6 protein-coding genes and 1 riboswitch are annotated in these 11533 nt (G+C 56.5%); of the genes, 5 read left to right on the forward strand and 1 reads right to left on the reverse strand.

Annotated features, from left to right (window positions below):
* Positions 1-90: 90 nt before the first annotated feature.
* The 5 genes from rho to B3759_RS10630 all read left to right on the forward strand — a co-directional run bounded on the left by rho (position 91) and on the right by B3759_RS10630 (position 9966).
* Entirely contained in the window at positions 91-1386 is a 1296-nt protein-coding gene (gene rho, locus B3759_RS10610) for a transcription termination factor Rho (RefSeq protein WP_010667848.1), read from the forward strand.
* 198 nt (positions 1387-1584) lie between these two features.
* Positions 1585-1661: riboswitch (Fluoride riboswitch) on the forward strand.
* A gap of 197 nt (positions 1662-1858) precedes the next feature.
* The gene (locus tag B3759_RS10615) at positions 1859-2677 is read left to right on the forward strand and encodes a universal stress protein (protein WP_291365883.1); all 819 of its coding nucleotides are present in this window, start codon (positions 1859-1861) and stop codon (positions 2675-2677) included.
* Between the two features lie 33 nt (positions 2678-2710).
* Entirely contained in the window at positions 2711-3124 is a 414-nt protein-coding gene (crcB, locus tag B3759_RS10620) for a fluoride efflux transporter CrcB (protein WP_291365884.1), read from the forward strand.
* A 348-nt stretch (positions 3125-3472) separates the two neighbouring features.
* Entirely contained in the window at positions 3473-6856 is a 3384-nt protein-coding gene (locus tag B3759_RS10625; protein WP_291365885.1) for an MFS transporter, read from the forward strand.
* Positions 6857-7599: 743 nt separating this feature from the next.
* The gene (locus B3759_RS10630) at positions 7600-9966 is read left to right on the forward strand and encodes a phosphocholine-specific phospholipase C (protein WP_291365886.1); all 2367 of its coding nucleotides are present in this window, start codon (positions 7600-7602) and stop codon (positions 9964-9966) included.
* Between the two features lie 163 nt (positions 9967-10129).
* On the opposite strand, the gene B3759_RS10635 is transcribed toward B3759_RS10630, so the two are convergent.
* On the reverse strand, positions 10130-11470 hold the full coding sequence (locus tag B3759_RS10635; protein WP_291365887.1) for an MFS transporter: 1341 nt from the start codon (positions 11468-11470) through the stop codon (positions 10130-10132).
* Positions 11471-11533: the final 63 nt, after the last annotated feature.

Consider the following 11533-nt stretch of genomic DNA (forward strand, 5'->3'; position numbering starts at 1 on the left):
TGATGTTCCGGGGCTACGCCGAATGGTCGTAAGTCTGCGAAAACCTTGACCCTCCCGGTATTATGCCTGCCACATCAAGGCGCACTCTGTATGCATCTCGCTGAACTGAAGGCCAAATCTGCGGCCGATCTTCTTTCCTATGCCGAAGAACTCGGTGTGGAGAATGCCTCCTCTCTCCGCAAGCAGGAGCTTCTTTTCGCCATTCTCAAGACGCTGGCCGATAATGACCAGGCGATTTACGGCGAAGGCACTCTTGAAATCCTGCCCGACGGTTTTGGCTATCTCCGCTCTCCGGAAGCCAATTACCTACCCGGTCCGGACGACATCTATATTTCCCCACTTCAGGTGCGCCGCTTCGGTCTGCGTACAGGCGACACGGTCGAGGGCCAGATTCGCGCCCCACGTGATGGCGAGCGTTACTTCTCGCTGCTGAAGGTCAACACGATCAACTTCGAGCCGCCTGAAGCGGTCCGTCATCGCATCAACTTCGACAATCTGACGCCGCTCTATCCTGAGCGCCGCCTGCAGATGGAAGTCGAAGGGCAGGGCGAAGTCGAGCCTCCCACGACCAAAGGCAAGAAAGGCACGCAGCGCGACTTTACGTCCCGCGTCATCGATCTTGTCGCACCGATTGGTATGGGCCAGCGCGCACTAATCGTTGCACCGCCGCGCACCGGTAAGACCGTGATGCTTCAGAGCATCGCCAGCTCGATCTCCGCCAATCATCCGGAAGTCTTCCTGATCGTTCTGCTGATTGACGAGCGTCCGGAAGAAGTCACCGACATGGCCCGCTCCGTACGGGGTGAAGTCGTGGCGTCCACCTTCGATGAGCCCGCACAGCGCCATGTGCAGGTCACGGAGATGGTGCTTGAGAAGGCCAAGCGCCTCGTCGAGCACAAGCGCGATGTGGTCATCCTGCTCGACTCGATTACCCGTCTGGCTCGCGCCTACAACACCGTTGTGCCTTCATCGGGCAAGGTGCTGACCGGTGGTGTGGACGCCAATGCGCTCCAGCGTCCGAAGCGCTTCTTCGGTGCTGCGCGTAACATCGAGGAAGGCGGCTCGCTGACGATCATCGCAACGGCACTGATCGACACCGGCTCGCGTATGGACGAAGTCATCTTCGAAGAGTTCAAGGGAACGGGTAACTCCGAACTCATCCTTGACCGCAAGCTGGCTGACAAGCGCGTCTTCCCGGCCATCGACATCACCAAGAGCGGCACGCGTAAGGAAGAGATGCTGGTCGATCGCGCCACGCTCTCCAAGATGTGGGTGCTGCGTCGTATCCTTGCGCCGATGGGCACGATGGACGCCATGGAGTTCCTGCTCGACAAGCTGAAATACAGCAAGTCGAACAATGACTTCTTTGAAGCAATGAATAACTGATTTTTCAGCGTTTCGATGTGTTGATATCGGGAACACCGCCTCTCTGGGGCGGTTTTTTTTTGTGGTGTTCAGGTAAAGAGGGTGTGGTTTTTTAGGGCCTTGCCCGAATTCTAGGGGCACTGTCCGTTTGTTCTGTTGTGCGCGTTCGTTCACATAAAGACAGCATGCTTGACGAAATACGGTCATGTCCGCACACTTGATCGATCAGGCAATGGATTCTGCCGGACTTCCCTGGAAGTCGAACCGCCGTCAGGGCTGATGATTCCTACCTCGCTAAAAAAGCACCGAGGGGGGAGTCTGTTCAGAATCATGTGTCGTTTTTCTTCCAGAAACCGTCATGCACAAGATCTGCCCGAACAGGGTGCGCGTTGTTGTGTCTTCCATTCAAGAAAACCCGGTCCGTATTCTGAAATGCAGACCCGGAAGATGATCGTATGTCCGGATGGTTTTCTTATTCACAGGGAAAGTGGCCATGCACATTCTCGTCATTCTTGATCGCCCTGAGACAGCGCCCTTCATACTGGCAACTGTAAGGCTTCTGTCTGAAAAAGTTCCTGATCCTGCCATCAGGGTTCTTCATCCGCGACTGGCGGCTGATCCCAGGTTTCAGTCGCCGGATGAAGGTATGCCCAGCGCCGATGACCGGGAGCGTTTCGAGCATGATGAAACGGACCGCTCCGTTGCCCTGCACGGGATTTTTGAAGAATGGTTGGCTTCCTCACAACTTATGAAATCTGCTGAGTGGTGCGAAATGTCCGGCGTTCCACGCACGATTGCCGCTGAACAGGCAGGGCAGGCTGATCTGACAATTCTGGGACGACCTCTTGCCGACGATCCTGATTATGTGAGGCAGGCGTTCGACGGCGTCCTTTATGACGCACGGGCGACCGTTCTCATCACGCCCCTGCAGTGCAGACAGACCTTGGCGACTCATCCGGTGATTGCGTGGCATCCGTCATCCAGTCTGGAACAACTCATCGCTGAGGCACGTTTTCTGCTGGAGCAGGCGTCCCAGATCACGGTCATTATTGGTGAAGAGCGGGAGAATGAAGAGAAAATACCTGATATCGTTCAGGAGCTTCATTCTGCAAACATTCCTGTTTTTGTAGACCGTTTTATCATTCTTCCTGCCGGTGTCGGTGAGGAGATCAGGAAACGGGCGCTCTCCGCAGGAGGTGATCTTCTGATCATGGGGGCTTATACCCACTCGCATTTTCTCGAATGGCTTTTTGGCGGTGCAACGCGGGATATTCTTGCGCACGACACACTTCCCATTCTTACCCACCACTGAAGCAAATTTTCCAGACAGGAGACAGAACAGGATATGCCCACAACCATACTGCCAACGATCCTGATTGCGCTGGGCGGAGCCGCTGGAACCCTGCTGAGATACTGGGTCGGACTTGCTACGACGCGCTGGAGTCAGGCTCTTCCCTGGGGAACCATTCTGATCAATGTGACCGGTTCCTTCGCCATCGCCTTTTTCGCCGCACTGACCGCAGGTGGCGGGCGTCTTCAGGTCTCTGATACGGCCCGACTGGTGTTCATGGTGGGGATCTGCGGAGGATACACCACTTTCTCGTCATTCAGCCTTCAGACGCTGGATCTTCTGCGCAATGGCGCACCTGAGCGGGCGCTTCTGAATATCGGATTGTCTGTGGTGCTGTGCATGATGTCAGTCTCGGCAGGGTATTTCGCCGGACAGGCTCTCAATGCGGGTCACACATCTGCCGGGTAGGGCGTAATGCTCCTTGTTTCATTCACGCATGGCCGTTTTGCGGTGAGGAAACAGGAGTGCACTCCATCATAGGCCGTCAAGCGGATATGATGCTCCCGGCCTCGATACTCTTTTCATTGCTATCGCTCCAAAGCGTTTGCACCTGAACGGCGCAGGTTCACCGTTGCGGCTAAGGAACAGTTTTGAGCGGAACGGATGCGCTTACGGTGCGTTTGCAGCAAAAGAGACGGGGTCTTTTATGAACGTTGTTCAAAAATATGTTGCCGGCGATTGTGGTGGGTGATATCAAAAATGAACAATGTTCATTAACCCACTCATGAACAGATCAACTCTCTCCGGAGCCGGTATATGACCGCTTCTCTTCTGACCGAACGCCGCTTTCTTCCGCTTTTCATCAGTCTGTTTGCCTCGTCGCTTGGTGATACGCTTCTGCGTAACGCCCTGGCGGCACTCGTTCTCTGGACGGTGGCGGGTGGAGCGCCGTGGATCGTGGCTTTCGCGGCGGCGGCGTTTGTTCTGCCCGCCGCGTTTCTGTCCGGTCTGGGGGGAGAGCTTGCGGACCGGATGGACAAGGCCCGACTGATCCGTATCCTGAAACTGGTCGAAATCCCCATAGCTTTTCTGGCAGCGGCCGGACTGATGACGGAGAATATCCCCGTTGTTCTCTGTGCTCTGGCAGCGTTCGGCGTGGTTGCCTCGCTTTTCGCGCCGGTGAAATACGGCATTCTTCCGGATCAGATCGAGGCCGAGCGTCTGCCTGTCGCCAATGCGCTGGTTGAGGGGGCTGTTTTCGCCGCCATCCTGATCGGTTCTGTTGTTGGCACGGTGCTGACCGGAAAGATCGGTGCGACAGAAGCGGGTTTCTGCATCATCGGACTGGCCTGTGTGTCGTGGCTGAGTGCGCGGGCCATTCCTGCGTCATCGGCGGCGGTTCCGGATCTGCGCGTGCAGTGGAATATTCTGGCCTCGGGCGCGGCCCTGCTGCGTGAACTGCGTGCGGACCGTCGCTCATGGTATGCAGCATTGGCCGCCGCGTGGTTCTGGATCATGGGTGTGACCATGCTGTCGCTGCTGTCTCCTGTGACACGCGATGTGCTGAAGCTGACCCCGACATGGAATGCCGTGTTTCTGGCACTTTTTGCTGTCGGAATTGCTTCCGGTTCTGCTCTTGCAGCCTTTCTCTGTGGCGGCCGCGCCATCCTGTTGCCGGTCTCGTTCGGCGCGGCCCTCTCAGGGCTGGCGATGATCGTGTTGGGATTCTTCCTGTCCCATCCAGTCGGTCTGCCGTTTGCTATCGTGCCGGTGTGCTTTTTTCTGGTCGCCTTGGGTGGAGGTCTGATCGCCGTGCCAACCCAGACCGCCGTTCAGACGTGGGCCAATCCGCAACATCGCGCGCGCGTGGTTGCTGGCATGAACATGCTGGCCGCCATCGGTATGACCGTTGCGAGCCTGATGCTGTCCATCACTCAGCGCCTCGACGGTGAATCCGTCGCACATGGCAGCGAAATCATCCCGTTTTTTGTGATCGGTGCGCTCACACTTCTGCTCGCGCCTGTTTTTGCCCGGACCCTGACGCGAAATCTGCCGGGTGAGCTTCTCTGGTGTCTCTTTCGCGTCGTTTATCGGTTGGAGGTGCATGGAGAGGAAAATTATCCTCTCCCCGGCGAGCCGGCTGTGATCACGCCCAACCATGTCAGTTGGCTTGATGCGGCGCTGATTGTCGCCATCGCGCCCCGCAAACCGACTTTTGCAATTGACGTGCGCATTTCCAGACTATGGTGGGTCAGGATGCTCCTGCACTTCGTGCCGACGGTTGCTGTAGAAAGTGGCAATCCCTTTGGAATCCGCACGATGGCGCAGGTTGTGGAACATGGTGCTGCACTGGTTATCTTTCCAGAAGGGCGTATCACCGTCACAGGGTCTCTGATGGGTATTCAGAGTGGAGCGGCCTCGATCGCAGATCGCGCTGATGCACCGGTAGTCGCCGTGCGTATTCAGGGTGCCGAGCGCACCGGTTTCAGTCGTCTTACGCGCACGCAGACACCGAAAGCCCGTTTTCCCAAAATTCGTATTACGCTTTTCCCGCCTCGTAAACTTGCTGTTACAGACGACATCTTTGGTCGGACTCGTCGTAATGCCCTGACTGCTGCGCTGCGCGATATGATGGAAGAGGCGGTTTATCGGACGACACCGGCCGACGGGACAATTCTGCAGGCGGCGGGTCGTGCGGCCAGAACCTACGGCATGCAACGTCTAGCCATTGAAGATCCGATTTCAGGTGCAATGACGTGGAGAAAGCTTCTGACTGCATCAGAGGTTCTCGGAGAGGCGCTGTCTACTCGTCTTGACCCCGCCCGTCCGGTTGGGCTGTTGCTGCCGACGTCCAATGCGACGGCTGTCTGTCTGTTCGGTTTGTGGTCACGTGGTTTTACACCCGCTCTGCTGAATGCGACAGCGGGTGCGGCGGGTTTGCGTGCAGCACTGCTGTCAGCCGGGATCACCACAATCGTGACATCCCGCACGTTCGTTGAAAAAGCCCGGCTTGCCCCCGTGCTTGAAGCGCTCAATCCAATGCCTGACATCTTGTTTCTTGAAGATTTACGAGGAACAATCGGGCTGGCGCAGAAACTGCGTGGTGTCTTGCGGGCTAGACTTGCTCCAGCGAAGGCTCATATTCAGCGTGAAGCGGATGATCCGGCAGTGGTTCTTTTTACGTCCGGTTCATCAGGCACACCGAAGGGCGTTGTGCTGACGCATCGTAATATTCTTGCAAACATTGCGCAGGTGACTGGGCGTATCGGATTCAGTCCGGCAGATCGTGTGCTTTGCACGTTACCTCTTTTCCACGCGTTCGGACTGACCGGCAGTTTCCTCCTGCCGCTTCTGTCAGGCATCCCAACCTTTCTTTATCCTTCGCCGCTGCATTATGCCGTCATCCCGAAACTCGCCTATTTCTGGAACGCCACTGTCCTGTTCGGCACATCAACCTTTCTCAGGGGCTATGCACGCAAGGCCGCTCCGACGGATTTCCGTTCGCTCAGGCTGGTGGTCGCGGGGGCGGAGCGTGTGCAGCAGTCCGTGCGAGAGCTCTGGATGGAGCAGTTCGGACTACGCATTTTCGAAGGGTATGGCGTGACGGAATGTTCGCCTGTCGTGGCGCTGAATACGCCGGAGTCCAGTCGTTCAGGTACGGTGGGACGACTGGTGCCGGGAATGACGGCGATGCTGGAGACTGTGGACGGTATGCCCGACGCTGGCCGGCTCATCCTCTCGGGACCGAATATCATGGCGGGCTACCTTCTGACCGATCAGCCCGGCATCCTTCAGCCGCCTGAGGGTGGGGAGTATGACACGGGCGACATTGTTTCGGTCGGAGCCGATGGTCACATCACCATTGTCGGGCGAGCCTCGCGGATCGCCAAACCGGGTGGCGAGATGGTGTCTCTCGCGGCGGTCGAGGACCTCGCCATGCGGGCCTGGCCAGAGGCGCTGTCGGTGGTGGTTGCTGTGCCCGATCCGCGCAAGGGAGAGCGGGTCATTCTTCTGACCGAGCAGCCTGACGCCGCACGATCAGCACTTGTGAAAGTGGCCAAGGAAATCGGCGCTGCGGACATCATGATCCCGACGGAAATCAGGGTTGTTCGCAAACTTCCTCTGCTTGGCTCGGGAAAGCCTGATTTTATTGCCGCACAGACTCTGGTGATGACGCCGGAAGTGGAAATGTCTCAATGAGGTCGGACTGGACGTAGAAATTGGCGTGAGAAACGTAAAATAATAGGCTGACAGCATAAGAGTGTTCAGGGCAAGGAAGCGAAAACGGCAGATATGACGCGTCCTACTGCTGTTTTCGTGAGAGGCATCCGGACTGATCGAGACAATCCGGGATGCGTGTCCACCATCGTATGTTTCTATCAACGTGTTTTAGGATCACGCATTTTACAGAACTGCTTTGAATGCGCAGATTAAAGGGCCTTCCCGGTTTCCTTTTTGCCTATGATCTGCCGTGGTATCTGGGCGCATCACTGATCTTGTCATTTTCTGTAGTAGCAAGGCGGCGTCAGTCTCACAGGATTATAAATTGCCGGTGAGAAGCTCAACATATTGGCTACGTCTCTATTGTGTCATCGCGACATGCTGGTGCGCCTATAGTGGCTCTGTTGGGTGATGCAGTTCAAAAATCGTAAGATGGAACTGTTTTCAGCAAAAGAATATCGACAATAAAACTGTCCATAAAATAAAACACACTCTGCGTGGACTAACTGTCTTTGTCCTTAAAACGTCATTAAAAACAAGTTGAGTATTGTTTGGAATAGTTTCTAAAAGGCGCGCAGGACGGCTTGAGGAAATGGTAATTCAGCAAGGTATGGCAAGATATTTACAGTTTTATTGCATTCTTTTGAATGATTTATTTCCGTGGCTCCTGTCGATTCAACAAGCAGCGATGCTTTACTCGGACTCGAGGTTCCTCTTCCATCATGACAATCAACATATCAAAGCGGAATTTCCTGCGCTCTTCGCTCGGCTCGGCTGCTGCCATGGCGACCCTTTCCACCTTTCCGCCTGCCATTCGTCGTGCGCTCGCCATTGATGCGCATAACAGAACGGGCACCATCAAGGACGTAAAACACGTCGTGATGCTGATGCTGGAAAACCGGTCCTTCGACAGTTACTTTGGCACGTTCAAAGGTGTGCGTGGGTATGGTGACCGCTTCCCTATTCCTACTCCCAATGGCGCCAACATCTTCTATCAGAACTATACGAAAAGCAGTGTCACAAGCACGCTGATTCCGTATCATCTCGATGAGACGAAGGGCAACGCGCTGCGGGCCGGCGGGACGCCGCATACATGGTCGGACGCACAGGCAGCGTGGGACAATGGACGCATGAGCTCCTGGCCGACGGCCAAGACGCCGCTGTCGATGGGTTATTACGAAACATCGGAAGTGCCGTTTCATCGTGCGCTGGCCGACGCCTTCACGATCTGCGATTCCTATCATTGCGGTATGCACACGGGAACAATCGCCAATCGTCTGTTCTACTGGACGGGCACCAACGGCCCGAACGGCATCAGCCCCATTGATGGCAGCCGGGTTGAAGTGGCGGGCCTGAACAATCAGTTCAACGGTGGCAACGATATCGGTGCGTCGACGACGGGCTGGACATGGACCACCTATGCTGATCGTCTGGAATCGGCTGGCGTCAGCTGGAAGGTTTACCAGAGCCTGATCGATAATTTTGGTTGTAACGAGATGATGGGTTTCCGCCACTGGCGCGCCGCCATCGAAAAAATGCCTGCCGAAAGACGTCCTTTGTATGTCGCTTCCGAAAACATCACTCAGGATGTGACAGCAGCGGGTCCGTTCTACGATGCCAGCATTGACGATGCGCTCAGCCCGCTCGCCAAGGGCTTTGGCAACACGATGCCTTATGGTTTCCTTGAGACGTTCCGTGATGATATCCAGAATGGAACACTGCCGGAAGTCTCATGGATCATTCCGCCGTCAGCCTACAGTGAGCATCCGTCACCTTCCTGTCCTACTCAGGGTGGCTGGTATATTCAGGAAGTGCTCGACGCCCTTACATCCAATCCGGAAGTCTGGAGCAAGACCGTTCTGCTCGTGAACTACGATGAGAACGACGGCTTCTTTGATCATCTGCCGCCTCCGTCAGCACCATCCCACAACGCTGACGGCACCCTCGCTGGTGGCAGCACGCTCAGCGATGACGCCATGGCGGTGGAATATCATAACTTCACGCCCGCCACCTCCAGCCAGCCAGCGATCGATGGTCGTCCTTACGGACCCGGCCCACGCGTCGCCCTGTGGGCGATCTCCCCTTGGAGCCGCGGCGGTTTTGTGAATTCGCAGGTCTTCGATCATACTTCGACACTGATGTTCCTTGAGAAGCGTTTCGGTGTGACGGAGCCCCAGATCAGCGATTATCGTCGTGCCATCTGCGGTGATCTGACCTCATGCTTTGACTTCGTAAATCCGAACAAGCGGGCGATCCCGACACTGTCTGGTCGCAGCACCAAGGATGACGCGGACAGTCTGGCTGTTGCCCAGAAGGCAGAAGCGGCGATTGCTGTTCCGGCCGCCACGACGACTTCCACGCTGCCGAAGCAGGCAACCGGCACGCGTCCGTCTCGTGCTCTTCCTTACGAACTGCATGTCGCGTCACAGGTTGACGTGAGCGGAGGCACGGTCACGCTGCAATTTACCAATACAAGCTGTGATGGCGCTGGCGCTGTTTTCCACGTCTATGATCGCAATCACCTTGATCTGGTGCCGCGTCGTTATGTGGTGGAAGCCCAGAAGTCACTCAGCGGTGTCTGGACACCCACGGCAGATGACAAGGGTAGCTACAATCTCTGGGTGCTCGGCCCCAATGGCTATCATCGCGAGTTCATCGGCAATATCACCGAGCTGAGCAACGGCAGTAATCCGGAAATCGAGGTCTCCTACAAAACCCGTGGCAGGGCTGAAATTGTTGTGAAGCTGCACAACCACGGTCGCCACGCCTGTTCCTTCATGGCGGAATCAGAAGCCTACAGGGTTGATGGTCCGAATGGCGTGCGTGTTGCGCCGGGCGGTTCCAACGAACTGCGCTGGCCGGTTGAGGATAACGGCAACTGGTATGATTTCACGATCACATGCAGTGCGTCGGCATCCTTCAAGCGTCGCATCGCTGGCCGTATTGAAACCGGTGAGGATTCCATTTCCGATCCGGCGATGGGGGGCGGTCATGCAGGCAATCGTCCGCAGTCATCCCATCACCATCATGAGGACATGTGGCCTGATTTCCGGGAAGAAGACCCCATGATGGGCCGCCACAGATTCTGATTACAAGGCTCTGATGGGTGGAGCATCCGCTTCATCCGTCAGTGTTTTGAAAGTGTTGCAGAACAAAAAACGGCATCGATCCCGTGGGGTCGATGCCGTTTTCCATGTCAGCGCTGACTGATGGTCTTGAGTACCCTCAGTCAGTCATTTTGAACATGCCGGTTCAGATGGCGTGTTCCATCGCATAGGCTTCGCGGTCACGAAGGCTCTGCTTCTTTTCCAGCATCTCGGTATGACGACGGGCTTCCGGTGAAACGCGGAGGCAGAGCGTCAACGCGCCAGCGGCCAAATACAGACCGGAGAAGCTCCAGATCACGCCTTCAAGACCCATGCCGAACCAGGATTCGCAGATCCCGACAACAGCCGGACCAACCCATGTGCTGGCGCCTGCGCCAAGGCCGAGGATGGACAGGGCAGCGGCTTTCTCTTTCGGGCAGATCAGCGGCATCAGGCCGGACATCGGCACGAAGGCTGCGACGGTACCGCCATAGATGAAGCCAGCGAGCGCGGCGAGCGGGAAATTGCCCGGGAACCAGAGCGGCACATAGTAGAAGAGCGGAATGGTGAGGCAGCAGCCGACACAGCCACCAACAGCCACGACAAAGCGATGGCCGAGCTTGTCAGCCAGCATGCCTGCGGCAAGGTTGAACAGGATGTTGCCGAGGAAGATCAGGGACAGCAGATCAAGCCACTGGGCCTGCGAGAAATGCAGCTCATCGACAAAGAAGGCTGGCATGATGGCCAGAAACGCATATTCGGACGAGGTGTTGATCGTACGGATGACACCAGCGGCCAGCGTCTTGGGCTCGCGCCATGTGATGCTGATCGAGCCGAAGAAGGCTTTCTTCTTGTCTGCGCCTGCCGGCAGCAGGGACTTGGAACCTGTGGGCTCACGCACGAACAGCAGAGCGGTCAAACCACCCAGAATGACCAGACCCAGCGAGCACCAGAATGTCGCCAGCTCTCCGATATAAGGGATGGTGTAACGCGCGAACTGGGAACCAAGCGTCGGGAGACCAGCCGAGAAGGAGAACCAGAACCAGCCAGCAGCGGAGCCGAGCATACGAGCTGGTGTCGCAGCGGCGATCCACACAAGGAAGCCGTAGGCGAACAGCGGGTAGGCGAAGCCACGCAGCGTGTAGAACAGCAGCGTCATGTTCAGATTGTCAGGTCCGAGCCCCAGCGACAGAAAACCGACTTCCAGAGCGGCCCACATGACAAGTCCGGCCCACATGGTGCGGCGCGGTCCATACAGATCGGAAAGGGGACCTGCCAGCCATGCCGAAATCATGACGGTCACGCCGTAGGTGGTGAACATGAGGTTCACATCGCCCTGCGTATGGCCGTGGTGAAGCATGTAGGTATCGAGATATCCTGCCTCCACGCCATCACCGACCATGAAAAGCAGCAGGCCGATGAAACCGAACAGCAGAGGTTGGGGGATACCAAGACGCGCGGCGATGCCACGCGGTTCCGTCGATGTCTGAGGGACTGTCCCTGACAAAACGCTTTCTCCTATGAAGTTTTCAATGCCAGGGTTTAAAGGGCGCAGCCGTATTGAACCCCT

This window comes from Acetobacter sp. UBA5411, assembly GCF_002409645.1.
Classification (GTDB): domain Bacteria; phylum Pseudomonadota; class Alphaproteobacteria; order Acetobacterales; family Acetobacteraceae; genus Acetobacter.